Source organism: Sphingobium xenophagum NBRC 107872 (assembly GCF_000367345.1).
GTDB lineage: Bacteria > Pseudomonadota > Alphaproteobacteria > Sphingomonadales > Sphingomonadaceae > Sphingobium > Sphingobium xenophagum.
On the sequence record NZ_BARE01000053.1, the window covers coordinates 1 to 24,685 of the forward strand.

Below are 24,685 nucleotides of genomic sequence, written 5' to 3' on the forward strand. Positions count from 1 at the left end.
GAGTTGCTCGGGATCCTGCTGTTCGAGCGGGACCATAAAATCCCAGATCCCAACGTTCCCGACAAATACATCGAGCTTGCCGAAAGCCGCCACGGTTTCCGCCACGGCGCGGGCATTGTCGGCATAGGAACGCACGTCTCCCGCCACGGCCACCACGCTGTCCCCATGCCGCGAACGCACGAGTTCTACCTGCTCATCGTCCTTGACCAGGACGCCAACCTTGGCACCCTCCTCAATATAACGCGCGACCACCGCCGCCCCGATCCCGGTGGCGCCACCGGTAAGTAGCGCCACCTGTCCATCAAGCCTGTTAGACAATTTTCTCTCCTCCGCCTCCGGTTATCGATCAGTCTGGGATTACTGATCGAACATCCCGGTGCGACCTTCTTGCAAATTCACCACGACCGACTTGGTCTGGGTGTAGTGGTTGAGCACTTCATGGCTGAACTCACGACCGAACCCGCTCTGCTTGTAGCCGCCGAGTGGCATGTTGGCCTTCAGATTGTAGTAGCGGTTGATCCACACCGTGCCGGTTTCGAGCTTGCGTGCCATGCGGTGCGCGCGCGCAATGTCGCGGGTCCAGATACCACCGGCGAGGCCGTAATTGGTATCGTTCGCCACCTTCATCATGTCGTCTTCGTCCTTCCAGCTAATCACGCTGGTAACGGGGCCGAAGATCTCTTCACGCGCAATACGCATCGAGTTGTTGACGTTGGTAAAGACCGTCGGCCTGATGAAGTTCCCATCGGCAAGCTTGTCGTTGCGGCTACCGCCGGTCAGAACGTTGGCGCCTTCTTCCGTCGCCAGTTCGAGGTAGCTTATGACCTTGTCCATCTGCATCTGCGACGCCTGCGCGCCGAGCTGTGTGGCGAAGTCGAGCGGGTCGCCCTGGCGAATGCCTTCGAGTGCGACCTTGAACTTGGCGAGGAACTCATCCTGGATCGACTCGTGCAGGAACAGTCGCGATCCGGCCAAGCAAACCTCGCCCTTGTTGAGCACGGTCGACATCGTGGCGCTTTCGACTGCGGCATCGATATCGGCATCGGCGCAGACGATGTGCGCGGACTTGCCGCCCAGTTCCAGCGTCTGCGGGATGATATTGGTGGATGCATACTGCATGATCCGACGGGCTGTCCCCACCGAACCGGTGAAGGCGACCTTGCGGACGTCCTCATGAGTCACAAGCGCCTCTCCGACGTCGGCACCATAGCCGGTGACCACGTTGATCACGCCGGGGGGCAGAAGATCGGCCATTTCCACGAAGAATTCGATCACCGAAAGGCAGACCGTCTCGGCGGGTTTAAGCACAACCGTGTTACCCGAAGCGAGCGCGGGCGCGATCTTGCAGGCCATCATCAGCATCGGAACGTTCCACGGGATAATCTGCGCGCAGACCCCCAACGGCTCGCGATGAACGATGCCGACGGCATCGGGATAATCCATGGTCTGGCCATGGAGGCCGTACGCAGCGCCCGCGAACAATTCGAACTGGCCGATTGCCTGGGGCATGTCGAAATGCATCGATTCGCGGATCGGTTTGCCGTTGTTCAACGTTTCGAGCGTCGCGTAATGCTGATGCCGTGCCTTGAGTCGGCGCGCGACCTCGATCAAAATTTCCTGGCGTTCGGCGGCCGAACTATCCGCCCACTTCGGGAAAGCAGCCTTCGCGGCGGCCACTGCGCGCTGGATATCCTTGGCATTGCCAGCCTGGATTTTGGTCAGCACCGCCCCGGTGGCAGGGTTAATCAGGTCGATCGTCTTTCCGCTATCACTGGAAATCCACTCGCCGCCGATAAAGTGACCGTATTCACTCTTAATTCCGTACTCGTTAGTACCACTTTTCAACTGTGTAGCCATTGCATCTCTCCTTAGAATTCATCCAACTTCGATCAAAAGGTCGCTCACCGGAAACACTCTGCAGGCTAGGGCAAAGCCCGCCGCACGCTCGGTCTCCGAAATCTTCGCCACGCTCATCTTACCGGTCGTGTAATCTCCGCCGACCACCCTGACCCTGCAAATTCCGCACCCGCCGCCACGGCAACCAACGCCGATATCGCTCGATCCGCATCGCTCCATGGCAAGCAAGATCCGCTCGTCCTCACCGCAGCTGAACTCTCCGCCGCCGACGATCCGGATCCGGTGCAGCCCGGTTGTCACGCTATACCTTCTCAGCTGCCTTTGCAGCCGCTTTCGCCGCAAAGGACTGTCCGCCGACCGCGAATTTGCATCGACGTCATTCACAAAACCGGCTCCTTGTCCCCAAACGCCATCAGTTCAGCGCATTCGCGATCGATCGCCGAATTCATGCGGTTCACCCACTCATCATGGATCGCGACATAAAGGCCTTCGTCAGCCACAGAGGGACTGCTGAGGACGGCGTCCACACCCAGGCCTGCACCAAAATGTCCAGCGTCCTTCTCCCACCTTGTGGCGCCACGCGACATGTCGTTCATCCGGCCTTCACCGGCAGCGAAACCGGCCTGGCAGTTGTTGAACTCGGTCAGGTCATCGGGCGTCGCCATGCCGCTGGCGTTGAAGAAGTCTTCATACTGCCGAAGCCGCAAGGCCCGGGCCTCAGCACTCTCACCAACAGGCGCGATGCAATAGGTCGTGACTTCCGTTTCATCGACCGAAATCGGGTGAATGATTCTGATCTGGCTACTGCTCTGGTCCTTCAAGAACACATTAGGGAAAAGTTGGAGATTGCGGATCCGCTTGTTCATCCACAACGCCTTCTCCTCTCCGCGATTGGCAGTCAGCCAGTCAAGAATTTCAAAGTTTGGACGGTCTTTGAAGTTAGCGTAGTCCATCCACAGGACTGCATGACCATTCTCGAAAGAGAATAACCCACCATCCTGTCGATTGTAATTGGCCAAATCGATAGCTTTCGTATCGTTCTTAGATACGCCCAGCACACGCCTTTGAACGGTCATGAAGTAGTTCGCATGCACAGTGCTGACGTGGTATCCGTCCAGACCGTTTTCAACCTGCAACTTCCAGTTGCCCCGATAACGATATCGGGTCGCGCCAGGGATTACCTCAGGCTCTCCGGTCTTGGATTGATCGACCAGCAGATCGATGAACTTTTTCGACCCTGCCAGATAATCCTCAAGAGGCAAGACGTCGTCGGAAAGGCTGGCGAAGATGAAGCCGCGATAGCTCTCAAGGCGCGCAATTTGCGGCAGACCAAAATCAGCCTTGTCGAATCCAGGCGCGTAGCCACCAGCCGCCTCTTCCGTGACATCAAGCAAATTGCCTGACGATGAATAGGTCCATCCATGAAACGGGCACATGAAATTCTTTTTATTTCCGGCCTTTTCACGGCAGACGCGCGCGCCCCTATGCGCGCAAGCATTCACCATTCCGCGAAGCACCCCCGTCTTATCACGGGTTATAATGACAGGCACTCTGCCAATTTTGGTTGTGATAAAATCGTTGGGCTTAGCGACCTGACTTTCATGCGAAACGAACACCCAGTTGCGTTCGAAGACATACTTTAAGCTCAAGCTCGAAAATCTCGGGGTCGGTAAAAGCTGCACGATCTACTTTATAGACGCCGCGCGTTTCATCCTTGGCCAACCAGGATTGGAGCCGTCCCCGCAGGACCTGCAGGTTGGCGATACGCCCCACCAGTCGTTCTTTCGCGTTCATTACCTGTCTCTCCCGCATCGTCCTTTTGACCCGACGTCGCTTCTGCGATCACTTGGCCCCGGCGCCATTGCAAATGCCGGTCGCTGAACAGTTACCAGTTCGCCAATCACCTTGCGGCGAATCGACCAGCCAATGCCAGGCAGCTTTCCTACCGCTAAACATTATTCTGTGCAACGTATTGCACCCAGCGAAACATTCGCCTAATAGATTTTTCGGATTAAGTGCCGAAGCCGCATGTTTAGCGTCGTCGAGCATGCTGGACACAGCGCCAAAAGGCGGCGATTTTGGGAGAGCAGTAAATGTCATCGGTCAGCGAACTTGGATATCTCGGCATGTCAGTGACAGATCTCGATGCGTGGCGAGCCTACGCAGCAGAGGTTGCCGGAATGGAAGTCGTCGACGAAGGTGAGAGTGATCGCATCTATCTCCGGATGGATCTGTGGCATCATCGCATAGCACTTATCAAAGGCGACACTGACGATCTCGCCTACATGGGCTGGCGGCTTGGTGATCCGACCGAGTTCGAGTCAATGGTTGAAAAGCTGACCAACGCCGGGATAGCAGTGACTGTGGCGAGCGATGCCGAAGCCCGCGAGCGCCGCGTGCTCGGTCTGGCCAAGTTGACCGATCCCGGTGGAAACCCAACCGAAATCTTCTACGGCCCGCAAGTGGATGCCCACAAGCCTTTCCATCCCGGACGCCCCATGTTCGGCAAATTCGTCACCGGGTCGGAGGGGATCGGTCACTGCATCCTGCGCCAAGACGATGTCGAAGCCGCAGCCGCGTTTTACCGCCTGTTGGGGCTGCGCGGATCGGTTGAATACCAGTTGCATCTGCCCAACGGCATGGTGGCCATGCCGTACTTCATGCATTGCAATGAACGGCAGCACTCGGTCGCCTTCGGCCTCGGCCCGATGGAAAAGCGCATTAACCATCTGATGTTTGAATATACCGAACTGGACGACCTCGGGCTCGCCCACGACATCGTGCGCGAGCGTCAGATTGATGTCGCGCTTCAGCTCGGCAAGCATGCCAACGATTTGGCCCTCACCTTCTACTGCGCCAACCCTTCTGGCTGGTTATGGGAATTTGGTTGGGGTGCTCGTAAGGCGCCTGCCCAGCAGGAATTCTACACCCGCGACATTTTCGGTCACGGCAATGAGGCCCAGGGGTACGGCATGGATGTTCCTCTCTAGTAAGCCGCCTCCAGACTGGCTGCTATATCAAATACATAAAAGGACTACGAAGCACGATGACAAGTAAGGTACGTCTTTGCCCGGTTGCTGACGTCAAGGATGGCGAACCGGTCGGAGTGTTTCTGGAGCAACTGCCCGCGCTGGCTGTCTACAACGTCGATGGTGATATCTTCGTGACCGACAACATGTGCACCCATGGAAACGCAATGCTGACTGATGGGTACCAAGATGGCGGCATCATCGAATGCCCGTTTCATGGTGGATCGTTCGATATCGCCACTGGGGCGGCGAAGGCCTTTCCTTGCCAGGTTGCGATCAAGACTTACCCCGTCAGGATTGAAGACGAGTGGGTCTGCATCGATCAACTGGAAGGATTGGCCTGAGATGGATCCGAACATTTCCGAGCGCCTTCGCTTGCAGTATCTTGCAACCGAAATCAACGCCATCCATGCCGAGTGGATAGATGATGATCGACTTGAGGAATGGCCAGAGCTGTTCGCGGACGACTGCATTTACAAGGTTATCGCGCGCGAGAACCATGACCGCAATCTGACCGTCTCGGCGATATTCTGCGATAGCAAAGGCATGCTGGTCGACCGCATCGTATCCTTGCGCAAAGCAAATATCTTTCCGGTGCACAGCTATCGTCATATTCTTGGGCCTACTCGCATCGTGTCAGAACACGAATTAAAGATCACGGCTCAAACAAATTACACCGTATTCATGACGCGAGCGGACGGTCGTACGGAAATATACAATTCCGGCAAATATATCGATGAAATAGACTGTAGCGGAGAAAATCCGCTCTTTACATCGAAAGTCGCTGTATTTGACACGAATGTCATAGATACAATGATGGTACGTCCAATATAAGCCGATTGTGAGATTTTACTTATGCCAGAAACAGTGTTTAAGGGTAGTCAAGATTCGGATGCAGCGGACGTTGCCGCGTGCCGTGTACCGTATCGCGTCTTCACCGATCCGGAATATTATCGGAGAGAGCAAGAGAACATCTTCCAGGGTGAAACATGGTCTTTCGTTGCCCTGGAAGCGGAAGTGCCCGAACCGGGAGACTTCAAATCAACCTTCGTCGGCGAGACTCCGGTCATAGTGACCCGTGCCAGTGACGGTAAAGTGCATGCATTGGTCAATCGTTGCGCGCACCGCGGTGCGCTGGTTTGCCGCGAAGTGCGCGGCAACCGCCCCAATCTGGAATGCGTCTACCATCAATGGGCCTATGATCTGGAAGGCAATCTGATCGGAGTCCCATTCCGGCGTGGCCTCAAGGGTTAGGGCGGTATGCCCGGTGACTTCGACATGAAGCAACACGGCCTGAGAAAGCTCCGTGCGGAAAGCATTGGCGGTCTGGTTTTCGCCAGTTTCTCTGAAACCGTTGAGCCGTTGCTTGACTTTTTGGGGCCGGTCGTGATCGAGCACATCGAGCGCATCATGTGCAAGCCAATCAAGGTGCTGGGTGACCAGCGCCAGCATGTGCACGGCAACTGGAAGCTATACGCCGAGAACACGCGCGACCCATATCACGCAAGCCTACTCCACCTGTTCCACAACACATTCGGACTATACCGCTCGACACAGACGGGCAAAAGCGTGATGGACGCGAACAAGCGTCATTCGCTGCTTTACTCGATCGCTGCCAGCAACGACGATGCCGCGGATAAGCAGGCCTATGGGGATTCTCGCACCTTTAACACCGAATTCAAGCTGCAGGACATGTCGCTCCTTAAGGGTCGGCAGGAATTCGATGATGGCATAACCCTCGTTATCCTCGCAGTGTTCCCGAACCTGGTGCTCCAGCAGATTCAGAACACCCTGGCGGTGCGGCAGATAGTAACCAAGGGCACCGACGCCTTCGAGCTTGTCTGGACCCATTTCGGCTACGCTGATGATGATGCCGAGATGCAGGCTATCCGGCAAAAGCAAACCAACCTGATCGGTCCGGCCGGGCTGATTTCCATGGAAGATGGTGAAGCAGTCGAAATCGTCCAAAGGGCCGTCATTGGCGAAATGCAAGCAAAATCGTACATCGCCATGGGCGGTGGCCGTGCGGACGATGCAGATCACCTGGTCACCGAGGGCTCAATCGTTGGATTCTGGGAAAACTACGAAAAGCTAGTGGGTTACGGAACAGCGTCATGACGAAAACGATCGATTTCTATTTCGATTTCATCAGTCCGTTCAGCTACCTAGCGCAGGTGAAACTGCCTGATTTGGCCCGCAGGACCGGCTGCGTGATCGAATATAGGCCGATAGACATTCCGGAGGCGAAGATTGCTGCCGGAAACTATGGCCCGTCCAACCGCGAAGTTGTTCCCAAGATAAAGGTCATGATGGCCGATCTGGAGCGCTGGGCGGCCAAGTACGAGGTGCCTTTGACCTTTCCCGCGAGCTTCGCCTGTTCGGATTGGAATTGTGCAGCGCTTTATGCCCGCGGCCAAGACCAGGCCGAAGCATTTGTTACAGCGGCGTACCACCGGATCTGGGGAATCGGGATCGATCCGCGCGATCAGAATGAGTTGCGCGGTTGTGCCGAAGACGTTGGCCTCGATGCCGATGCACTGTGTGAATTCGTCGCTTCGCCCGCAGGCCAGGGCGAATACCGCAAGGCCCGTACGCAAGCCTACCAGCGGGGCGTATTCGGCGCGCCGATGATGTTTGTTGATGATCAGATATTCTGGGGCAACGATCGCCTCGATTTTCTTGAAAGTTATCTTCTAGATTAAAATTCAAAGTATGAAGTTTTTAAAAGATTAATATGGATGGGAGCTTCCGAGGTGTGGGTCCAAAAACCATCGTTGCTCTCGACAGCATGGGGTTTGGCCGCGCTCGATGCAAAGTCGCACGTATTTAGCGTCGTAAAGGCTGCTTTCAGAGAGAGGGTGTTGGGTGCAATGAAGGAAGCTTTCCTTTACAATTTTAAGAAACTCGTAGCCCCACTTTTGGCAGCGTAGTGTGGTCGATAGGAAGCCCCCAGTTAGCTTGACCGCTCTAAAAAAGAAGTTTTTGATCCCAATTAACTATCCAAGAAGGCGGGACCACCTCAGTCCGTCACTCGCTTTCTCCCAATTTTCGCGCTTATCTCATTTTTCGGCTGCGAGCGCCTTGCCAAGTTCGGCCCACATTCTGCCCGAAAGGCGCGCGCCCTCGAGGTAGGGTTCGGGGCAAAGATGGTAGGGCGGGCGGACCGGACCGGCGTTCATCCAGCCGCCTGCGTTCATGCGCGCCTTTTCGAGCGCGATGTTGTAGGTCGAGAATTCCTTGAAGCTGCCGTTAGGGAACAGTGGCGCTGCCGTTGGGCCGAGTCGGCCCATAAATGCCCGCGCCGCGCTCCAATCACCGGTAGCGCGCGCTTGCGACACAAGGTCGCGCAATGTCGTGGTCACCAGCGGGTCACACACGGCACCGCTCGACCAAAAGGCGTCGATCGATTCGTCCATACGAGCTGCGCCGTAGTAGTCGAAGTCGATCGGCAGCAGCTTGATCCGTCCCCGAATGGCTGCAAGGTCCGGCAGCAAGTGAGCGACGCCAATGTATTTCGCCGTGACGACTTGGGGAATCTCCGCCACCTGAGCCCAGAACGAGCGTGGAAAATCGAACTTGAAGGCTTCGGGATTGGCATAGATGGCAATGTTCATCTCAGGCACGGCTTCAGCTAAATCCTTGTAGAACTGCACCGCAACATCAACGCTTGGCGCGCACCACATCGGAACTCCCAGCATCGTGCCATCGGCACCAATATCAAGCGCTTGACGTGTCAACGCGATAGTGTCGCGCGTGTTGAGGCAGGTGGTGCCAACGAAAATCGGCACTCGGCCGGCTGCTGCATCGACCAGCGCCTTTATGAAATCGAGCTTTTCGTCGTGGGTCATGGTCGCCGCTTCGCCAAGCGTCCCCATACTGAGAATTCCGTTGATCCCTGCATCGATCAGGCCATTAACCACACGCGCTGTCTCATCGAGGTCAACTGTCTTTGTCGCGCGCCAATCCGAGGCATCATCCTTTGCCGGAGTGGGAATAATCGCCCAGGCACCTTTGACGTCGTCTGGTTTCATGAGTGTACGGGCCATTTCGTTTCTCTCCTCAAATCCGGTCCGGTGATCGCCGCTGCAGCGCCTAATCATTTGACATTGCGCAACGCATTTCCGTTCTCGATATAGATCATGAATATAGGAAAGGCAACCTCCCAGCCTTGCGTTTCGTTGCAGGAATGTGAATAAAGGAGGAGCAACATCATGACTTCTGCCAAGCCGTTCGACAACCAGATCGCGGTTGTGACCGCTGGCGCTCAAGGCATCGGGCTAGCCCCAGCCAGGCGTATGGCTGAGGAAGGCGCCATCGTGATCATTGCCGACCGAGCGGCTGAAGCTACGCAGGCTACGGTCGATCGCCTGCGGGACAATGGCTGCGATGTTCATGCCGCCATCTTCGACCTCGAGAAATGCGAGGGAGCGACCGAACTGTACCGGACGGTTGCAGATCAATTCGGCCAAATCGACGTGGCGGTCCACAATGTCTGTGGTACGATCTGGGCTAAGCCCTATTGGGATTCTACCCCCGACGAGATTTGTGCCGAAATCAACCGCTCGGTGTGGCCGACACTTTGGTGCCGCCATGCGGTGTTGCCGTACATGCTCGCGGCCGGGCGCGGTTCAGTCGTAAATATCGGTTCAGTGGCCACGCGCGGCGAGAACAAGACTCCCTATCCCGCCGCCAAGGACGGAGTCGCTGCTTTGACCGCCGCTTTGTCGCTGAACTGGAAACCAGCGGTGTCCGAATTAGCGGTTTGTGATCTGACGGTAGCGTATCCGGGATGTCGCAAGTAGTTTTTGCATCGGTGTGGCGGGAAGTCGTCGAGGAGGGAGCCGACCCGGTTCCATAACCCTTCCCGTGTGCGCTCACCGGCCTTTCGCAGCAGATGCTTGAGCTTGGCGAAGACCATCTCGATCGTGTGTTCATGATAACTCTCCAGTGCAGATTCCTGTTGAGCTGTTTTGGAAGTCGACGAGCCAGATGCGCTGGGATGTTCGAGGAACAGCGTATGTTCGGCACCGATCTGATCGGGAGCCTGGCCCATGTACCACGCGCAGCGCTGCCGCGATGGGGCCTTCCAGGCTGACCGCTGCCTCTGCGGTTCTAGTGCCTGTGCATCGTCGCGCCGCTTGGCTGCCCATCGTGCAACGGTGTTCCGGCTCTGAGGCACTAAATGAACCTGTGACGGGTCACCCCACGCGATCCCGAACCCATGAGCGATGCGTTCAAGGCGGGTTTTGCAGGAGTGATGGAGCAGACCTTGCGCGACACCCCTATGCTCCGCTTCGGCGAACCCGATGAACTGGCCGCTGCAATTTGTTTTTTCGCCTCTCAGGAGGCCTCCTACCTCACCGGGCAGACACTCTTCGTCGCGGGCGGCGGGATCGGATAAGGCCCCCCGCCGCCGACGCGCTATCGAGCAGACTGCATAAGCAATTCGCGCAGAGACACGTCTGCATCCGCAAGCCGGTCGGCGCTCGCCTTCGTCCTCCGTTCGACCAACCGCTTGCCAATGCCCATATCGGGCGCGCGGTTGACAGTCAGCAGGCCATCAATTGTATTGCCGGACAAAAACAAAGCGACGAAAGCGTTGCTTTCGATATCGCCGCGAAGGACGACCTCGGCCTGTGCCGGAATTTGCCCGCAGAACTGGATGTTCAAATCGAACTGGTCGCTCCAGTACCACATGGGCTTGCAGTAATCGACTTCGTGACCAAGCATCGCCGAGGCCGCCGCTTGGGCCTGGTCGGAAGCGTTCTGATAGGTTTCCTGCCGGAAGCGACCGCCAAAAAAACCGTCCTGCTCGGCGACGTCACCGGCGGCAAATATCGCCTTATTGCTGGTCTGGCATCGACGGTCGACGACGATCCCATTGTTTACAGTCAACCCGGCATCGACCGCGAGCGAGGTGGCAGGAATGATCCCCACCCCAACGACGACGGCATCACAAGGGATGACGGTGCCGTCGTCGATCTCGACTGCGGATACGCGGCCGTCCGCGAACTTGAAACCCGTTACGCCCCGGTTGAAATGGGTCTTGACCCCGCGCTTGCGGTGCTCCTCGCCCAGCCACTGACCGAAACGTTTGCCCAGTGCCCGTTCCATCGGACCCGCCAACGGTTCTACCGCAGTTACTTCGCAGCCAAGCTTGATCGCGCTAGCAGCCACTTCGGCTCCGATCACGCCCATGCCAACGATCACCACCCGTGCGCCTTGACGAAGGTCGAGGGCCATCCTGGCGGCATCGTCCCGGGTGCGCAGATAATGTACGTTGACGCAATCGGCTCCGGCCAGATTGAGCTTGCGGGCGTGCCCTCCAGTCGCCAGCAGAACCTTGTCGGCAGCGACCAATTGGCCACCCGAGAGGCGCACGCCGCCCGCATTCAAATCAATCGCTTCGGCACGGGTGCTGAGCAGCATGTCGATCCGGTTGTCGGAGTACCAGTTTTCATCCTGCAGGAAAAAGTTGTCCGACATTTCGGCTGGATTCCACAGGAACTCCTTGGACAGCGGCGGGCGCTCATAGGGCCTCCAGGGCTCTTCACCGATCAGAGTGATCCGACCGTCGAACCCTACTTGCCGCAGCGCTTCCGCCGCTCGCCCACCCGCTAGATTGGCGCCTACAATCGCTACCGAACGCACCCGATATCTCCCAGTTTCACGGCTTCACTCTCCCCCTGCCCTTTATGCACAGAAGGAAGTCTCTTTGCATATTATGCAAGTCATTGCAACAAAATCAAAAGCAAGGCTAGCTATGACGACGCATCTTCGCAACCCTGAAAGCGAATTGCAGATGCGTCAGCCCCAATTCTCTGACCGCTTGTGCAACGTTACCGCCGACAGCTTCAACTGAACCACGAACGATTGCATCTTCTATCGTCGAGAGCGTTTCGCCGTTCTGGCGAAGCAAGCCGACTTGCTGGTCAATCCGAAACGACTCTTCTGACTCGGGTCCGCGCCAACCACACAGCTATCCTGCGGCAGAACCATACACCTGGGGAGAAGCTGTTCGTCGATTATGCCGGGGAAAGATCGGGATCGTGGTCGACCGGCTGACTGGCGAGATCCGTGATGCCCATATCTTCGTGGCAGTGCTCGGTGCATCCAGGACCCGCTGCAGCATCCGCGTGTTCACATAGACCAGGCAATTCTGCAGCAAATGGAGCGCCAGCACGGACAACTCCTGATCCTCCAGGCGGTTGGTGGCGATCTCACCGCCCTTGCCGAAGAAGATAACAGTCGGCGCGGCGTGTTTCGAAATCCCGTGGCAAATCGTCGTCAGGATTACGGTAGCGGTCCGCGCCCACCACCAAGATTTCCTTGCAGCGCAGACGCTCGCGTAACGCGATCAGTACGCAGATCTCATAGTTGATGCGGTTGATCCGCGGACGCCCGTCGTCGTCCTTTTCCACGACCAGGTCGCGCCATTTGGGGGGCACGACACCGTCCAGCGGCACGCCGTCCTCAGGCCGGAGGACGCGCCGGCTGCCACTCGTCCGGCGCAGCCAGTCGACCGCATCGAGCACCAGGCGATGCACCGGGTTATTCGAACGGAATTCCAACACACCCAATACCGCCGGAAGCATGCGCCGATAATGACGCAGATACGAGACGCAGATACGAGACGCGCAGCACCCGGTGAACGCGCCGCTCGAAACCGTCCGACGCCTTATGCTCTCGCACGATCGCCGCCAGCACGTTGGCACCGCCCGCTGCCGGAAACACGACATCGCGCACCATGCCTTCGGGCTGAAGACAGGCCGCCTCGGCAATCCGGACAAGCAGTCCCTCTTTGCTTGAACCCGCTCGACTTCGGTCACAAACGCCTTGAGCACCCGGTTGCGGGCTCGGCTGCCGACCTTGTGGACAATTTCGATCGGCAGGTCGATCAGGCCGTCTGTGAGTTCGCGCTTCCGGCGCGCCGGGAAAAGCCCGAACAGCGCGTGGCGTCGCCCATCAGGGTGCCGGCGCATCGTCCAGGCGGTCTAGTTGATCACACTGCTGCCCAGAATCCGCGCAATGGGGTCCCCCAAATCGGGCAAGGCCTCGCAGGGCAACACATGCTGCTTCACAAAGACAAGCCGCCGTGCCGCCACCAGTATGTTGTCGATATTGGGCTGCCCGGGATCCGCTTTCAGTCCCGAAAAACCTGTGACGCCGCCCTCATCGGCGAGCGAAGCATCAAGCCGTTCCCCGTGCTTGGGCGATTCGAACGAGGCAATCTTCTCCAGCACCAGATCCTCGAACGCGCGACGGGCCGTGGTGATCAGCGCCGTCAACGCCTCTTCCTCAGGCACCGCAATCCGTTGCGCGACGAACCAGCCAAGAATACGGTCCATCATCCCGGAAGCGGGCAAGCCCAACTGGCAAAGCTCGGAGCCAGTCCACGCAACAGCTGCCTGCATGTCTTGTCGGCGCGCCCGGCGAAATCCCAAATGGTCGAGAATCTCGGCACGATGCCGTCGCCCGGAACGGCTAAGCCAGTCATAGTCCGCAAGCTCTGCAGGCGATGCTCCGATCTCCTCGGCGAGATATGCAACGACGGTATCCGGAAACTTGTCGGCGCCGCGACCAAAACGTCCCGCCGTACGGAACATCATCAGCTGGGCTGCAAAGCCGAGCCGGCTCGCTGCGGGCTTTGCGTTCAAAAGCGAGAAATCCTCGAACGCCAAACTCCAGCGCCCGGCAAGCTCCTCGTCCGTGTCCCAGACACTCACAACCGACATCGTTTTCTCCGGCCCGCGTGCTCTCGACATACCGATATCAAAATGCAACCGTCAACCGCGCAGACCGTTTCCAATCCGTTCTACGAGTTGGCCGTTTTTCGACCTATGAGGTCACTGGGCCTAACCGGCAACTTCATGGCCCAGCTGCGATACATATCGCAAAATCGGCTATATCGATAGCCGCTGGGATGCTCCGCAACGTACTCGTCCCACAGCACCTGCAATGTTACCTGCGTGCGCTTCAATTCGCGGTGGAACTGCGCCCAGTCAGGCTCCGGACAACGGCGATGTCCCCTCTTCTTGCCTGCATCGCGGTATAGCGATGCCTCGAGCGCTGCGTCGCTCGGTGCCTCATCCAACGGCAGCTCAGACCCGCATCCGCTGCCCGCTTCAGGGTCGCGCGCACAGTCGAGGGACCGCGCCCACCCGCAGTGATATCGCCTTGTAGCCCAGTTCCTGTTCGAACCGGTATCTCAATATCTGGTGGACACGCCGCATGCTCACCCTTTCTGCCGACATCGCTCAACTCCTCGGACACATCCAAAAGAGCGACGATAGCCCCGCCAGCGAACCCGGGCAGACCCGCCCCACAAGGGGGCGACTATTTCTCGGAACAAGTCGGCAGCATCTTTTCGGAATGAGGGGGCGACTTGCGTCGGAATCAGCATATCTCTATGAGTCGGCTACGGTCCTACTTTACAGGACGAAGCGGCGATCGCAGCTCAAGGATTGGGGCGAGCAGCTTGCCCGTCGCGTCGGATCGAGAAAGGCGCGCGTCGCAGTCGCACGCAAGCTGGCCAACATTTTGCATTGCATCTGGACTGACGGCACCGAATTTGAATGGGTAAGGAGAGTGTAATGTTGCCTGCTTAACCCGCCCAAAAATCACCGGCGTGTAGTCAAAACGCCAGTGGTGCCGTCGTCAGGACGGTGGTGAATGTGACATCGCTGGATCGGCTGTTGTGGCCTTGGCCAACATCGTTGCACACATAGAGGCCCTGGCCCCGAAAACCATCATGAGGCTCTGACCTCGAAAAGGACCATGACCCTGACGGTCCGGCACTACTGAGGTTGACGGCTACCCGGAATTAAAAGACCTATCCACATTTGAGGGAAAGCGTCTGGGATCTCACTCATCATCACCATATTTGAAAAACAGGTAGATCATGGAGTACGATATGAATAAAATTGGTGATAAATCTGGAAATGTGTTCGAAGAAGATAAATATGATAGAAAATCCATTCAATCAGTTGAAGTTGGGGTACGAGTTTTACTAGCTTTAGTGGAGACCGGAAGAGGTGAAGGAGCCTTTCTCCGCGAAGTGGCAGAACATTCAGGTCTGTCCCGTAGCCAAGCGCACCGGTATTTGCTTTCCTTTGTGAATACCGAGGTGGTCGAACAGGACGAAAGGAGCGGTCGGTATTATTTGGGAGGGCTAACCATCCGTCTTGGCTTGGCGGCAATGGCACGGCTGGACACCGTGCGCATAGCCGCTGAGCATTTGAATGATCTACTGGCAGAAATGAAAACTACCGGCTTGCTTTCCGTGTGGGGCGATTACGGCCCAACTGTCATTCGTTGGATCGATGGTGGAATTCCGCTGCTTACATCTCTGCACACGGGATCGGTCTTGCCAATGCAGACATCATCGTCGGGGATCCTCTTTCTGGCGCATTGCCCTCCTGAACAGACCAGGGAACGGGTCGAACGCGAGCGGGCTGAGGGTATAGTCGTCGATGACCTCAAACTTGCCGCGCAAATTGAGCAAGCTAGGCGGGTGGGTTTCTCCAAGACTCGCGGAACTGTCGTACCGGGACTATCTGCGACGTCGGTGCCGGTCCTGGATTCTCAAGATCGCTTGGTCGCGACGATGAGTATTTTGGCTCGTGCAGAACAAAAGACGTTTTTCAGCAAGGTCAAGATCGATAAGATAATTGATGTAGCGCGCAGTGCAAGCAGGGCCATCGGTTGGCAGGGTTAGGGCCGAAACCAAATTAATCACACTAACAGGGTGAGAAGTAAAAAAGTTGAGGGCGAGGCGTATGCACGCAGCATTGCGCCATTGCGACGTACCTAACCCGGATTATGCATGGGGCTGTGCCTGAAGGGGTGGTGAGAGTAGCGTAAGGTATTGTTCTGCTGTAGGAAAGGATTGATTGGATCAGCCCTGCAGCGAGGCACAAAATGCCACAAGCTACTCTTACCGCCATCGACGATAGCGTGACGGTCTTCGGCTTTCCAGCGGTGCGTCGCAAAAAGGTGTCCGCCGCGTTTGATGGCGGTCGGCTGACTTCGGACGGCGGGGTGCTGCTGCTCGCGCAGGCCGGGCGACGGATGGGGATTTGCGAACGGCTTGCTGCGTGCATCGCCGATCGGCGCGATCCCTCGCGGGTGGTCCATGCGCTGGACGACATCCTGCGCGCGCGGATCTTTGCGACCACCTGCGGCTACGAGGATGCCGACGACCCGCGAACTGGGTCGTGCGGCTGAGCGGAACAGGAAAGTGTCGTAAGGGGCATTATTTTCTTTCAAAAGTCCCATTTGGAATTAGGTTGACGTAGCGGTCTGAGGCCGCCGTTTGCGACGGCGTCGGGCACGGAGAAATCGTAGCGCCCGAGGAAATTGATGTGACGCCAGGATATCGGCGAGAGTCGAGCGATATCGGCGGGCAGTGGCGGCGTCCCGGCCTCACTGAGTTGGCGCACGGTTTCTTGCATGTAGACAGCGTTCCAGTGGACGATGGAGTTGAGGGCGAGACCAAGGACGCCAAGCTGCTCCTCCTGGCCCTGGCGCAGAGGGCTTCTGATTTCGCCCCGATCGCCGTGATGGACGCGCCGACCGAGCTTGTGGCGCAATTCCTGCCGGTTGAGCTGAACCAATATCCGCCGGCGGAACGGTCGATCGTCGATGTATCGCAGGATGTGCAGCGTCTTGATGATGCGCCCCAGTTCAGACAGCGCCTTGGCCAGGGTCGTTGGGCGGTCTTTGACCTGCAGCATGCGCATGACGCCTGCGGCCTTGAGGTGGCCGAGCTTGAGCGATCCGGCCAAACGGATCAGGTCGGACCAGTTTTCCCTGATCAGATTGATTTTGATCCTGCCCCAGGCAATCTCATCGAATTGTCCGTAGCTCGCCTGGCGGTCGATGCGCCACAGCTTCGCGCCGCCGATGTCCGCCAGACGGGGGCTGAACCGGTAGCCCAAGAGCCAGAACAGCCCGAAAATCGCGTCGGAATAGGCGGCTGTGTCGGTCATGATCTCCAGAGGTTCGAGCTCGGTTTCCTGTTCCAGCAGGAGAGCCAGGACGACCAGGCTGTCGCGCAGCGTTCCAGGGATGACCGCTCCGGCCAGACCACTGAACTGGTTGGAAATCATGTTGTACCAAGTGACGCCGCGCTCCTGGCCGTAATATTTGGGGTTGGGGCCGGCGTGTATGGCGCTCGACGGAACGACAAACCGCATGCCGTCGGCGCTGGCCACCTCGCCTGCGCCCCAATGTTGGACGATATCCAGGCGACTGTGAGCGGCAACGATCGCGGCGTTGGCCGCGGCTATGGTCTCGGGCCGAATGAAATTCTGACCGACCCAGGAAAGCCGGTCGCGACGCAGAGCCGCAAATTCCGGGCGCACAACCGGCTCAAGGCCGATGTTACAGGCGCCGCCGACCAGGGTCGCGCAAAGGCTTATCTCGAAGTGCTCGACGGTGGCCTGACGCTCGCTCAGATGGGTAAAGGACTTAGCAAATCCGGTTCGCGCCATGACTTCAAGCAAGATGTCGGGCATCCCCGCCTTCGGCATGCGCGTTTGGACGGCGGCGCGAAGCGCACGAAGGCGCTCGGGTTCATCAAGCTTGTCGAGGGGCGTGACCACAATCTGGGTCTTGTCGGCGACCGTCTCGAAACGCAGGTCCAGATTGTCGCCCGCGCGCCCGGCGACATGACGATATGCCTCATCGAGAAGGCGGGAGAGACCGTCGATCTCAGTGTCGGCTTCCAGAGATCGGCCCAGGGCGCGTGCTACCATCAATCTGGAATTGTGCCAGGACTCGCCCTCGAGCATCCCGCGCCGGGGATCCCCGTATCGGATGCCGGGCTTGGCGAACACGTCGCGACGCTTGATCGCGAGACGCCATGCATCGATGATCGCGAAGACATAGGCTTTCGGGTCTCTCACCCTGCCTTCATGATCGAGGGCATGTTGCCTCCACGCCTTTGGGATCGCAGCGGTCGGTGCGCCGCGCATCTTGGCGAGAGACGACCAGTCGTCCACGCCCTTGAGGTAGCTGATCGCGGCCTTGACGTTTTTGCCGCCCGGGGCGGCGTCGATCTCGATGCGGGTGGTGATTTCAAAGAACAATCGCCGGGCGCCCCGCCATTTTGTTCGCAGTTGATCATATGGCTTGGTCTCTGCGGGCTTGGCGATTGCCTCCACCTTGGACATGGCGGCCTCGATGTCGGGACGGGGCAACCGCTCGAAGAGCACGTTTCGCCATTCATTGAGGGGCAGCCCGTCGTCGGTCAAAACCAAGAGACCCATCGCGTGGAGCAGCATCGCTGCGCCATCGAGATCGCGCAGGCTACGCAGGCGGGCCTGCTTGTCGGCGGCTTCAGCCCCCTTCACCAAGTCGGCAAGCAGAGCCTCGGCCAGCTCGGCAGCGTCGTCCTGGGCCGCCGCTTCGAGCGTATGGAAGAGCGCGGCTACGGTCGCGGTTCGACGAGGCTCCTGAAGGACAGCGATAGCCGAAGGCTTGCTGACGCGCGCCACCCGCGCGAGGCGCTCAAGGGTTGTGGCTGGAACACCGCGTGGTGGCGCCGGTCGCAGATTGAACGCCCGGACCGCATCGAGCCGATCAAGATGGCGGAAAAGCTCGGTCGGCATGCGCTTGGAGGGAATGGTCCGCAGCGCGTCCAAGGCGGCGAACGTGGATGTGTCGCCATCGTCAAACAGAGCGGCGATGCGCGCGCGCTGGTCATCGCTCAAGCTGGTGACCAGATGACACCAAAGCCTGGTCCGCGCACGATCGCGGATTCTGCCGACCAATCGCTCGACGACCGTGACGCCCGGCAGCAGCACCTTGTTGGCGATCAGCCAGGCCGCAGCTCGATCAATAAGGGGGCCGGGCCGATCGTCGCCGCTCCAGCAAAGGGCGTAGAGCCATCGGGTCAATCGGAACCGCGCCACCGCGTTGTCGCCAAAGTCCGTGAAGCCGCAGTGCGTCCGGATGAGCGCGAGGTGCCGGATGCGCCGGCTTCCCGCAAAATAGGCTTCCACGTCCGTGCCGGGTTCAAGAGCGAGTTGTTCGATCACGGCCGCCAGGACCGACGCGGGGATTTCGGCGGGCGAGACTGGAAATGCGCCCAGAAACCGGGCGCTGGTCAGCATCACCGCAAAGCCGAGCCGATTGTGGTCGCCGCGCAGAGTTCCAATGAGGTCGCGATCAGTTTGGTCAAAATGGAAATATCGCGCGAGCTGGTCGGCCGACGGTTCGCCGTCGAAGCGGGCAAAGCCCTGACGCTGGGCGTCAGTGAGGTGACGGGTGGGCATACCGTGCGAAACTTTCAACTTTTGCGAAGGCGGAGGGCGGCACCAGGAAACAAGGGCAATTTCTTCGCAAAACATATGTGCGAAACAAAGTCCTTTTGCAGTAACTTTCGCACGCTACTCGGAGCGGCCGCATGAAACTGGGCTACGCACGCGTTTCCACCGAGGACCAGAACCTCGACATCCAGCGCGGACGGCTCTCGCAGGCCGGTTGCGAAATGATGTTCGAGGAGAAGATATCGGGGACGGCGCGCGGTCGCCCCGAGCTCGAAAGGCTGATGGCGCACCTGCGCAAGGACGACGTGCTGGTGGTCGCACGCCTCGACCGCCTGGCACGATCCACGATCGATCTCCTGCACATTGCGGAACGCATCAAGGAAAAGCAGGCTGGATTACAATCGCTTGATGAACCCTGGGCCGACACCACGTCGCCCTCCGGCGTGATGATCATGACCGTGTTCGCCGGCATCGCCCAGTTCGAACGGTCCCTCATCCTGAAGCGAACCGACGAGGGGCGAAAGGCTGCGAGGGCGCGCGGCGTGGCCTTCGGACGCCCAAAGAAAATGCGACCCGATCAGGCCGCGCTCGCCCGCCAGCTCGTGCTCGACGGCAAGTCCATCAGCGCCATCGCGAGAACCTTCAACGTCCACCCGGCAACCATCTATCGCTGTATCGAGCCAAACAGTTCCTTATAACACTTTCCTGTTCCGCTCAGCCGCACGACCCTAATCCGAGGAGGGTAGTTATGGCAGTTCTAACAGCGGAGGCCGGATCGGCCTCCGCGATCGATGCCGCATGCTTTGGTCCCTATCAGTTCAGGATCGCTGCGCTATGTGCACTTATCGCAAGCCTCGACGGCTTTGACACGCAGGCGATAGCCTATGTCGCGCCGACAATCGCCGAAGCATGGAAGCTCGACAAGGCCGCTTTTGGCCCCATTTTCGGTGTCGGGCTGCTCGGCCTGACGATCGGCGCGTTCCTTCTCAGTCCCGTCGCCGACAGGATCGGTCGCAAACTGGTCATCATTTTGTGCACGGCGATATTCGCGCTCTTCGCCCTCCTTACCGCTGGCGCAACGAGCATGGATCAGCTGCTGCTCTATCGTCTCCTGACCGGCATCGGGCTGGGAGGGGCGATGCCCAATCTTATCGCCATAACCAGCGAATATGCGCCTGCCCGCCTCAAGGCGACTCTGGTGACGGTGATGTTCTGCGGATTTCCGCTGGGCTCGACGATCGGAGGCATTGTCAGCGCACCGCTTATCGCGCGTTTCGGATGGGAAGCGGTGTTCCTTCTAGGTGGCATCCTGCCGCTGCTACTCATCCCGCTCCTTTGGATCGCCCTACCCGAGTCGGCGCGTTTCCTGGCCGCTAGACCCGACCCCGAAAGGCGGCTCACCCCCATTTTGAAGCGGATCGATCCTTCGATCATCCCCGCGCATTTCATCGAAGAGGTGCGAAGCGAGGCAGGCGGAGGCCCGATCGGCAAGTTCCCAGTCGCAGAACTTTTCCGCGGCGGTCGCGCGCAGACCACGGCGCTGCTCTGGATCGCCTTCTTCATGAACCTTCTCGTCATGTATTTTCTGGTCAACTGGTTGCCCTCTCTCCTGCGCAGTCTCGGGCTATCATTGGAGATCGCCATCGCATCGACGGCTATCCTCAATCTGGGAGGCGTGTTTGGCGCGATCGTCCTGGGACGGTTGATCGACAAGCGGGAGCCGGCCATCGTGTTGGGGCTGGCCTACCTGGCCTCGGCGGCATTCATCTTCATCATCTCCCATGCAGGGGCAAATGTTGTTCTCCTGCTGGCTGGCGCCGCCGCGGCAGGGTTCGGAATTGTCGGCGGGCAGATCGGACTCAATGCGGTCGCGGCGTCTGTATATCCCAACGCCATTCGCTCGACTGGTGTCGGTTGGGCCCTGGGCGTCGGTCGCATCGGGTCGATCCTGGGCCCGGTGGCTGGTGGCGCCCTTCTGGGCCTGGGCTGGTCGAGCCAGCACCTGCTCCTCATTGCCATCGTGCCAGCGCTGCTCGCGTCCGCCGCCGTCTTCCTCCTGCGCAAAGTCAGATAGAAAGGACTTGCCTTGCTCCTCCATGGATATTTTCGTTCGACCGCGTCCTACCGGGTCCGCATCGCACTCAACCTCAAAGGCGTCAGCTACGAGGACGCCTTCCATCATCTGCGTCGCGGCGAACAGAATGCGCCAGAGTATCTCAAGCTCAATCCGCAAGGGCTGCTTCCGACGTTGGAGATAGGCGATGCCGTGCTGACCCAGTCGCTAGCCATTTGCGAGTATCTAGAGGACAAATATCCAGAACCCGCGATTCTTCCTGCCGATCTGATGGAGCGGGCGCATGTTCGGGCATTCGCCCAAGTGATCGCCTGCGACATCCATCCGGTGCAGAACCTCAAGATCCTGGCTCGACTGCGAGCGCTGGGTATCGCTGATGATGATGTCAACGCCTGGGCACGTACGGCCATCGAAGAGGGCCTTGCCGCGTGCGACGCGCTGATTGCCGGCACCGACACACCGTTTTGCTTCGGCCAGGCTCCCTCGCTCGCGGACATCTGCCTCGTTCCCCAGCTCGTAAACGCGCGCCGCTTCGGCGTCGACCTTAAGTGGGAGCGGCTTCTCGCCATCGAAGCGCGGTGCCTTGCGCTGGAGAGTTTCGCCAAGGCTTCACCCGACCGGCAGCCCGACGCCGAATAGGCTTACCCCTCCGGAGCGGCGAAGAAGAGCATCAGCTGCCGCCGCTCTGGTCATCTTCAGGAGAGGATAGAAGATGTCGAAGCGTGCTTCCGCGCGTGCCATTCACGCAGGTCTGATCGTTATGACCGCATCGATTACGTCGTTTGCCGCGCCAGCTCTTGGGCAAATACTGGCGCCGACTGCCGCGCGACAATCAGGATGAGAGAGCAGCGTCAATCAAGATGAGAATCGCCACCTGCTGATGCGGCGTAGGGCGTAGCCCGGAGCCGGATCAGCAGGTGGCGATGTCGCCCTTTCCGGGGCGTTTCTGATGGTTGCGGCCGGTCAGGTATTCAAAGGCATAACTTCGCGAGAGGGGATGTCGTTCATGCCGGGCCGCCACGTCAACGATCATCAGATGAGGCTCTACATGAAGCTCCGACATACCCATGCCGTTCCGATCGCCGCCGCCAAGGCCAGTATCAGCACGGCGACCGCATATCGCATCGAGGGAGATCCTCGGCTTCCCTCGCAAAGGCAGGTCCAGCGAGAGCGGCGACGCCCGGACCCGTTAGCCGGGATCTTCGACGAGGATGTGGTCCCCATGCTCCAGGCTGCGCCTGGTTTGCGGTCAGTGGCAATTTTCGAGGAGATATGTCGCCGTCACCCTGAGCTTGATGGGCGCATTCGGCGCACATTGGAGCGAAGGATCCGAACATGGCGGGCGATCCATGGTCCCGAGCAGGAAGTGATCTTCCGGCAGGTGCATGAGCCGGGACGGCTTGGCCTCTCGGACTTCACCGAGATGAACGATGAGCACGTAACGATCGTCGGCGTGCCGCTCGATCATCGCCTCTACCATTTTCGGCTGATATGGTCGGGCTTCGAACACGTCCATGTCATTCTGGGCGGCGAGAGCTATGTCGCGCTTGCAGAAGGGTTGCAAAACGCCCTGTGGGCCGTCGGCGGTGCCCCGGTTGAGCATCGCAGCGATAGCCTGTCGGCCGCGTTTCGCAACCTGGACGCTGATGCCCGGCAAGATCTGACGCTGCGATATGACGCGCTGTGCGAACATTATGGCATGACGCCGACGCGCAACAACCGCGGCGTTGCCCATGAGAATGGCGGGATCGAGAGCCCGCACGGGCATTTGAAGGCAGCAATAAAGGACGCGCTGCTGATGCGTGGTTCGCGAGACTTCGATGATCTGGCGAGTTACCGGCACTTCATCGACGAAGTCGTCAGCCGCAAGAACCGGCGCAACGGCCCACGCATAGACGCCGAGCGTGCGATATTGCAGCCCCTGCCTGGCGCGCGCACCAGCGATTATGAGGAGACGATCGTCACGGTCACCTCGACCAGCAGCTTCACGCTTCGTAAGGTGTTCTATACCGTGCCCTCACGGCTGATCGGGCATCGGCTGCGCGTTCGGCTTTACGATGATCGCCTCGATCTGTTCATCGGCGGCACTCACCTCATGACATTGCCGCGGGGGCGGTCGTTCAATAACGGCTCCCACGGCCATGTGGTCGATTATCGGCACGTCATCCATAGCCTGCGGCGCAAACCCATGGCGCTCCTGAAGTTGGTCTATCGTGACCAGCTCTTCCCAAGGGAGCCTTATCGTCAGACCTTCGACCGGCTCATCGCCGCGTTGCCCGAACGGATCGCTTGTCGGCAGATGGTAGAACTGTTGGCAATGGCGCACGAAAGGGCCTGCGAAGCCGAACTCGCGGAACTGCTGGCAGCCGACGTCGCTGCTAACCGTCTCCCCGACATGGATGCCTTGCGAATACGCTTCGCTCCCGATCCGGCGGCGCTTCCCGACGTGGTGGTGGAACTGGTCCCCCTTGTCACCTATGATGTTCTCCTGGCGGGAGAAGCCGCATGAGCCGGAACGCACCCGCTATCGACGCCCAGCGTCTGAGCCTCATCCTCAACGACCTGCGCCTGCCAGCAATCAAACTGATCTGGCCCGACTTTACCACGCGGGCAGACAAGGAAGGCTGGCCTGGGGCCCGCCTGCTTGCGGCGCTCGCTGAGCATGAGATCGCAGAACGGGACCGACGCCGGATCGAAAGGCATCTGGGCGAAGCCCGCCTGCCACCTGGCAAGACTCTCGACAGCTTCGCCTTCGATGCAGTGCCAATGATCTCCCGCGCCCGGGTGACGGCGCTGTGTTCTGGTGATGGCTGGCTCGAAAAAGGCGCCAACCTCATCTTCTTTGGTCCACCGGGTGGGGGTAAAACCCATCTGGCAGCCGCAATCGGCCTTGCGTTGATCGAAAATGGCTGGCGCGTCCTGTTTACCCGCACTTCCGACCTGGTCCAGAAACTTCAGGTTGCCCGCCGTGAACTGGCGCTCGAAGCCGCGATAGCCAAACTCGACAAATATCATCTGCTGATCCTCGATGACCTCGCATATGTGACCAAGGATCAGGCTGAAACGTCCGTCCTGTTCGAGTTGATCAGCGCACGGTACGAACGGCGTTCCACGCTCATCACCGCCAACCAGCCTTTTGGTGAATGGAACCGGGTCTTCCCCGATCCCGCCATGACGCTCGCCGCCGTAGATCGCCTCGTTCACCACGCGACAATCTTCGAGATGAATGTCGAGAGCTACCGCCGCCGCTCGGCGATCCAGCGACAATCACGCGCTGGTCGGCCACCGACCTTCGCGACAATCAAGTCCAACGAGGAAATGTCGCGCAGCGACAATCAAACCTGCGAGTAGCGCTTGCCAGCGTCAATCAAAGCAGGCACCACTTGAAAACCGCGACGATCAGTTCTCATCCTGATTGACGGAAACTTCTCATCCAGATCGCCGCGCCATAC

General features: G+C 58.8%; 26 protein-coding genes and 3 pseudogenes. 15 read left to right on the forward strand and 14 right to left on the reverse strand.

Going from position 1 to position 24,685, the window contains the following annotated elements:
* From SX1_RS18650 to SX1_RS24885, 5 genes are all read right to left on the reverse strand, one after another.
* Positions 1-318: SDR family NAD(P)-dependent oxidoreductase (locus tag SX1_RS18650; protein WP_043146040.1), on the reverse strand; the 318-nt coding region annotated here is incomplete at its 3' end.
* Positions 319-357: 39 nt separating this feature from the next.
* Positions 358-1,857 (reverse strand): aldehyde dehydrogenase family protein, encoded by a 1,500-nt coding sequence (locus tag SX1_RS18655; protein ID WP_026149924.1) that lies wholly within the window; start codon positions 1,855-1,857, stop codon positions 358-360.
* An 18-nt stretch (positions 1,858-1,875) separates the two neighbouring features.
* Entirely contained in the window at positions 1,876-2,157 is a 282-nt protein-coding gene (locus SX1_RS18660) for a 2Fe-2S iron-sulfur cluster-binding protein (protein WP_141249587.1), read from the reverse strand.
* An 80-nt stretch (positions 2,158-2,237) separates the two neighbouring features.
* On the reverse strand, positions 2,238-3,539 hold the full coding sequence (locus SX1_RS22980) for an SRPBCC family protein (protein ID WP_306302710.1): 1,302 nt from the start codon (positions 3,537-3,539) through the stop codon (positions 2,238-2,240).
* Complete coding sequence (locus tag SX1_RS24885; protein ID WP_255209800.1) at positions 3,457-3,651, reverse strand: hypothetical protein; 195 nt, start codon at positions 3,649-3,651, stop codon at positions 3,457-3,459. The genes SX1_RS22980 and SX1_RS24885 overlap by 83 nt, the downstream gene beginning before the upstream one ends.
* Before the next feature lie 299 nt (positions 3,652-3,950).
* Between SX1_RS24885 and bphC the strand changes: the two genes are divergently transcribed.
* The 6 genes from bphC to SX1_RS18690 are packed head-to-tail and all read left to right on the forward strand — an operon-like array spanning position 3,951 to position 7,588.
* The gene (bphC, locus tag SX1_RS18670) at positions 3,951-4,847 is read left to right on the forward strand and encodes a biphenyl-2,3-diol 1,2-dioxygenase (protein ID WP_019054255.1); all 897 of its coding nucleotides are present in this window, start codon (positions 3,951-3,953) and stop codon (positions 4,845-4,847) included.
* 56 nt (positions 4,848-4,903) lie between these two features.
* Entirely contained in the window at positions 4,904-5,230 is a 327-nt protein-coding gene (locus tag SX1_RS18675; protein ID WP_026149926.1) for a non-heme iron oxygenase ferredoxin subunit, read from the forward strand.
* Between the two features lies 1 nt (position 5,231).
* Positions 5,232-5,720, forward strand: coding sequence for an aromatic-ring-hydroxylating dioxygenase subunit beta (locus SX1_RS18680; RefSeq protein WP_019054257.1), 489 nt, complete (start codon positions 5,232-5,234; stop codon positions 5,718-5,720).
* A 21-nt stretch (positions 5,721-5,741) separates the two neighbouring features.
* Entirely contained in the window at positions 5,742-6,140 is a 399-nt protein-coding gene (locus SX1_RS24890) for a Rieske 2Fe-2S domain-containing protein (protein WP_019054258.1), read from the forward strand.
* 6 nt (positions 6,141-6,146) lie between these two features.
* Positions 6,147-7,004, forward strand: coding sequence for an aromatic ring-hydroxylating dioxygenase subunit alpha (locus SX1_RS22985; RefSeq protein ID WP_019054259.1), 858 nt, complete (start codon positions 6,147-6,149; stop codon positions 7,002-7,004).
* Positions 7,001-7,588: a 2-hydroxychromene-2-carboxylate isomerase gene (locus tag SX1_RS18690; protein WP_019054260.1), complete on the forward strand. Its 588-nt coding sequence runs from the start codon at positions 7,001-7,003 to the stop codon at positions 7,586-7,588. Before SX1_RS22985 ends, SX1_RS18690 begins: the two co-directional genes overlap by 4 nt.
* A gap of 357 nt (positions 7,589-7,945) precedes the next feature.
* Here the strand turns inward: SX1_RS18690 and SX1_RS18700 are convergent, their stop codons facing one another.
* Positions 7,946-8,932 (reverse strand): trans-o-hydroxybenzylidenepyruvate hydratase-aldolase, encoded by a 987-nt coding sequence (locus SX1_RS18700; protein WP_026149928.1) that lies wholly within the window; start codon positions 8,930-8,932, stop codon positions 7,946-7,948.
* 249 nt (positions 8,933-9,181) lie between these two features.
* On the opposite strand from SX1_RS18700, the gene SX1_RS23910 reads away from it, so the two are divergent.
* Positions 9,182-9,688, forward strand: a complete 507-nt coding sequence (locus SX1_RS23910) for an SDR family NAD(P)-dependent oxidoreductase (RefSeq protein ID WP_255209802.1) — start codon at positions 9,182-9,184, stop codon at positions 9,686-9,688.
* Here SX1_RS23910 and SX1_RS24895 read toward each other — a convergent pair.
* Positions 9,661-9,810: pseudogene (locus tag SX1_RS24895) on the reverse strand (IS630 family transposase); the annotation flags it as partial. The gene SX1_RS23910 and the pseudogene SX1_RS24895 overlap by 28 nt on opposite strands.
* A 297-nt stretch (positions 9,811-10,107) precedes the next feature.
* Between SX1_RS24895 and SX1_RS18720 the strand changes: the two are divergent.
* Entirely contained in the window at positions 10,108-10,287 is a 180-nt protein-coding gene (locus SX1_RS18720; RefSeq protein WP_026149929.1) for an SDR family oxidoreductase, read from the forward strand.
* A 20-nt stretch (positions 10,288-10,307) separates the two neighbouring features.
* On the opposite strand, the gene SX1_RS18725 is transcribed toward SX1_RS18720, so the two are convergent.
* The 5 genes and pseudogenes from SX1_RS18725 to SX1_RS24900 form a co-directional block, all read right to left on the reverse strand.
* Positions 10,308-11,537, reverse strand: a complete 1,230-nt coding sequence (locus SX1_RS18725; protein WP_019054263.1) for an NAD(P)/FAD-dependent oxidoreductase — start codon at positions 11,535-11,537, stop codon at positions 10,308-10,310.
* Between the two features lie 328 nt (positions 11,538-11,865).
* A complete protein-coding gene (locus SX1_RS25065; RefSeq protein ID WP_081609988.1) occupies positions 11,866-12,180 on the reverse strand; it encodes a Tn3 family transposase in 315 nt (104 codons plus the stop codon).
* Positions 12,107-12,868: a hypothetical protein gene (locus SX1_RS24315; protein ID WP_026149930.1), complete on the reverse strand. Its 762-nt coding sequence runs from the start codon at positions 12,866-12,868 to the stop codon at positions 12,107-12,109. Before SX1_RS24315 ends, SX1_RS25065 begins: the two co-directional genes overlap by 74 nt.
* Before the next feature lie 12 nt (positions 12,869-12,880).
* On the reverse strand, positions 12,881-13,621 hold the full coding sequence (locus SX1_RS23565) for a DUF4158 domain-containing protein (protein ID WP_026149931.1): 741 nt from the start codon (positions 13,619-13,621) through the stop codon (positions 12,881-12,883).
* A 122-nt stretch (positions 13,622-13,743) separates the two neighbouring features.
* Positions 13,744-14,119 (reverse strand): annotated as a pseudogene (locus SX1_RS24900) (IS21 family transposase); the annotation flags it as partial.
* 680 nt (positions 14,120-14,799) lie between these two features.
* Here SX1_RS24900 and SX1_RS18750 point away from each other — a divergent pair.
* Complete coding sequence (locus SX1_RS18750; RefSeq protein ID WP_043146047.1) at positions 14,800-15,603, forward strand: IclR family transcriptional regulator; 804 nt, start codon at positions 14,800-14,802, stop codon at positions 15,601-15,603.
* 203 nt (positions 15,604-15,806) lie between these two features.
* Positions 15,807-16,088: pseudogene (locus SX1_RS18755) on the forward strand (transposase); the annotation flags it as partial.
* A 62-nt stretch (positions 16,089-16,150) separates the two neighbouring features.
* On the opposite strand, the gene SX1_RS18760 reads toward SX1_RS18755, so the two are convergent.
* On the reverse strand, positions 16,151-19,165 hold the full coding sequence (locus SX1_RS18760; RefSeq protein WP_019054268.1) for a Tn3 family transposase: 3,015 nt from the start codon (positions 19,163-19,165) through the stop codon (positions 16,151-16,153).
* A gap of 131 nt (positions 19,166-19,296) precedes the next feature.
* Here SX1_RS18760 and SX1_RS18765 point away from each other — a divergent pair, with 131 nt between their 5' ends.
* From SX1_RS18765 to maiA, 3 genes are read left to right on the forward strand one after another with little or no spacing between them, the layout of a single operon-like run.
* A complete protein-coding gene (locus tag SX1_RS18765; RefSeq protein ID WP_019054269.1) occupies positions 19,297-19,857 on the forward strand; it encodes a recombinase family protein in 561 nt (186 codons plus the stop codon).
* A gap of 50 nt (positions 19,858-19,907) precedes the next feature.
* Positions 19,908-21,233 carry an MFS transporter gene (locus SX1_RS18770; protein WP_019054270.1) on the forward strand — a complete coding sequence of 442 codons (1,326 nt, stop codon included), beginning with the start codon at positions 19,908-19,910 and terminating at the stop codon, positions 21,231-21,233.
* Positions 21,234-21,245: 12 nt separating this feature from the next.
* Entirely contained in the window at positions 21,246-21,872 is a 627-nt protein-coding gene (gene maiA / locus SX1_RS18775; RefSeq protein WP_019054271.1) for a maleylacetoacetate isomerase, read from the forward strand.
* A 271-nt stretch (positions 21,873-22,143) separates the two neighbouring features.
* Here the strand turns inward: maiA and SX1_RS24905 are convergent, their stop codons facing one another.
* A complete protein-coding gene (locus SX1_RS24905) occupies positions 22,144-22,266 on the reverse strand; it encodes a hypothetical protein (RefSeq protein WP_019054272.1) in 123 nt (40 codons plus the stop codon).
* Between SX1_RS24905 and istA the strand changes: the two genes are divergently transcribed.
* Both istA and istB read left to right on the forward strand, forming a co-directional pair.
* Positions 22,240-23,742: an IS21 family transposase gene (istA, locus tag SX1_RS18780; RefSeq protein WP_026149933.1), complete on the forward strand. Its 1,503-nt coding sequence runs from the start codon at positions 22,240-22,242 to the stop codon at positions 23,740-23,742. The two genes, SX1_RS24905 and istA, sit on opposite strands and share 27 nt — an antisense overlap.
* Positions 23,739-24,584 carry an IS21-like element helper ATPase IstB gene (gene istB, locus SX1_RS18785; RefSeq protein ID WP_019054274.1) on the forward strand — a complete coding sequence of 282 codons (846 nt, stop codon included), beginning with the start codon at positions 23,739-23,741 and terminating at the stop codon, positions 24,582-24,584. Before istA ends, istB begins: the two co-directional genes overlap by 4 nt.
* The last annotated feature ends 101 nt before the right edge of the window (positions 24,585-24,685 follow it).

Coding starts and splice junctions, on each gene's coding strand:
- SX1_RS24890 (WP_019054258.1), top strand. CDS start 5,742: ATGCCAGAAACAGTGTTTAAGGGTAGTCAAGATTCGGATGCAGCGGAC.
- SX1_RS24905 (WP_019054272.1), bottom strand. CDS start 22,266: ATGATCGTTGACGTGGCGGCCCGGCATGAACGACATCCCCTCTCGCGA.
- istA (WP_026149933.1), top strand. CDS start 22,240: ATGCCGGGCCGCCACGTCAACGATCATCAGATGAGGCTCTACATGAAG.
- SX1_RS18750 (WP_043146047.1), top strand. CDS start 14,800: ATGAATAAAATTGGTGATAAATCTGGAAATGTGTTCGAAGAAGATAAA.
- SX1_RS23565 (WP_026149931.1), bottom strand. CDS start 13,621: ATGTCGGTTGTGAGTGTCTGGGACACGGACGAGGAGCTTGCCGGGCGC.
- SX1_RS18720 (WP_026149929.1), top strand. CDS start 10,108: ATGAGCGATGCGTTCAAGGCGGGTTTTGCAGGAGTGATGGAGCAGACC.
- SX1_RS18760 (WP_019054268.1), bottom strand. CDS start 19,165: ATGCCCACCCGTCACCTCACTGACGCCCAGCGTCAGGGCTTTGCCCGC.
- bphC (WP_019054255.1), top strand. CDS start 3,951: ATGTCATCGGTCAGCGAACTTGGATATCTCGGCATGTCAGTGACAGAT.
- SX1_RS18700 (WP_026149928.1), bottom strand. CDS start 8,932: ATGGCCCGTACACTCATGAAACCAGACGACGTCAAAGGTGCCTGGGCG.
- SX1_RS18690 (WP_019054260.1), top strand. CDS start 7,001: ATGACGAAAACGATCGATTTCTATTTCGATTTCATCAGTCCGTTCAGC.
- SX1_RS24315 (WP_026149930.1), bottom strand. CDS start 12,868: ATGCGCCGGCACCCTGATGGGCGACGCCACGCGCTGTTCGGGCTTTTC.
- SX1_RS18675 (WP_026149926.1), top strand. CDS start 4,904: ATGACAAGTAAGGTACGTCTTTGCCCGGTTGCTGACGTCAAGGATGGC.
- SX1_RS18770 (WP_019054270.1), top strand. CDS start 19,908: ATGGCAGTTCTAACAGCGGAGGCCGGATCGGCCTCCGCGATCGATGCC.
- SX1_RS18680 (WP_019054257.1), top strand. CDS start 5,232: ATGGATCCGAACATTTCCGAGCGCCTTCGCTTGCAGTATCTTGCAACC.
- SX1_RS18655 (WP_026149924.1), bottom strand. CDS start 1,857: ATGGCTACACAGTTGAAAAGTGGTACTAACGAGTACGGAATTAAGAGT.
- SX1_RS24885 (WP_255209800.1), bottom strand. CDS start 3,651: ATGAACGCGAAAGAACGACTGGTGGGGCGTATCGCCAACCTGCAGGTC.
- SX1_RS22985 (WP_019054259.1), top strand. CDS start 6,147: ATGCCCGGTGACTTCGACATGAAGCAACACGGCCTGAGAAAGCTCCGT.
- SX1_RS18765 (WP_019054269.1), top strand. CDS start 19,297: ATGAAACTGGGCTACGCACGCGTTTCCACCGAGGACCAGAACCTCGAC.
- SX1_RS23910 (WP_255209802.1), top strand. CDS start 9,182: ATGGCTGAGGAAGGCGCCATCGTGATCATTGCCGACCGAGCGGCTGAA.
- istB (WP_019054274.1), top strand. CDS start 23,739: ATGAGCCGGAACGCACCCGCTATCGACGCCCAGCGTCTGAGCCTCATC.